Genomic DNA, 1,182 nt, shown 5'->3' with positions numbered 1-1,182 from the left:
GCCAGCTCGCGGGACAGCGCCCCCGCCGCCGCCCGCAGCGCGCGCTGCGACTCGGCGGTGGCCGCGGCGACCCCGTCCTCCGAGCCGGCCACCGTGAACCACACTGTCCGCCCGGCGCGCGGCACCTCGAGGGTGTAGGTGAGCCGGCCGCCGGTGCCCCGGCCGTACGGGCCGTCGTCGCAGCGTGCCGGGGCCGGATCGGCCTCCGGGCACACCACGGCGGGTTCCTGGGGGCCGCGGTGACCGGGGCCGAGCTCGTGGCTGTCCGGGGTGAGGGAGCTGCCGACCACGGCGGCGTAGTCGTGCGGGCGCTCGCCTGTGGCCGTCTCGCGGAAGACCAGGTTGCGCCCGTCGAAGCCACCGGTGTCGCTCAGGTTGACCGCCTGCGCGCCCGGCGTCGTCCAGCCCCACGGGTACGCGGGGAGCAGCTCCGAATGCGCGTCCACCGCCAGCGTGATCCGGCGCGCGGGCCCGCTGAACGTCAATCCGACCAGCGCGGCCCGGCCGCCGTCCGGCAGCACGTCGGTACGCCGGATCCGCGAACCGCCGGGGCCGGCCAGCTCCATCTGGACGAAGCCGGTGCCGCTGGTGAACCGGGTCGCGCTCAGCCACTGCCCGTCGACGGCGAACCACAGGCCGTCGAGCAGCTTGATCGGCGGGCTCCAGAAGCCGCCCATCTCGCCGCGGATGTGCCAGCCCGTCGCCGGATAACTGCCGTCCTCGGCCCCGACCTCGTAGGCCCGGTCACCGGTCGCCACGTACCGCCGGTCGGCCAGGCGGCTCTGCTCCGAGAGCCCGGCGCGGGACGAATCCGCGGCCGCCGGTGGCGCGAAGGCGAACACCAGGACGAGCAGGGAGAACACGACGAGGTGGACGCGGCGCATGGGGGGCCTCCCGGCGGATCGACACTGATCGCTGATCCCACGGTGTCCCCGGGCGCTCAAGAGCGCAAGTGCACGGATCAGGCGTAGGCCGCCGGGCCGGCCGGTGCCGCGATGGTGTCCAGGCCGGCCAGGATCATGTCGCAGCTGCGCAGCACCACCTCAGCGGCCCGGCGCTGGGCCGGGACGAGGTCGCGGCCGTGCGCCTGCTCCCGCCAGCGGTCGGCGGCGGCGTGCGCCTCGCTCCAGGTGTCCTCGGCCGTCGCCTCCGGGGACATGCCCAGCCGCTCCCCCAGGCTGG

The 1,182-nt window shown here is 76.0% G+C and carries 2 protein-coding genes; both read right to left on the bottom strand.

Annotated features, from left to right (window positions below; translation table 11 throughout):
* The coding region (locus tag AB0C29_RS49460; RefSeq protein WP_360835466.1) for a hypothetical protein at nucleotides 1-884 on the bottom strand (884 nt) is incomplete at its 3' end.
* A gap of 77 nt (nucleotides 885-961) precedes the next feature.
* Nucleotides 962-1,182, bottom strand: a 221-nt coding sequence (locus tag AB0C29_RS49455) for a hypothetical protein (protein WP_360835464.1), incomplete at its 5' end; no start/stop codon positions are given.

Origin of the sequence: Actinoplanes sp. NPDC048791, from assembly GCF_040650095.1 — a bacterium.
In the GTDB taxonomy this organism is placed as follows: Bacteria; Actinomycetota; Actinomycetes; order Mycobacteriales; family Micromonosporaceae; genus Actinoplanes.
The sequence above is the reverse complement of the archived record's forward strand: the minus strand, read 5'-3'. Positions and strand labels throughout refer to the sequence as shown.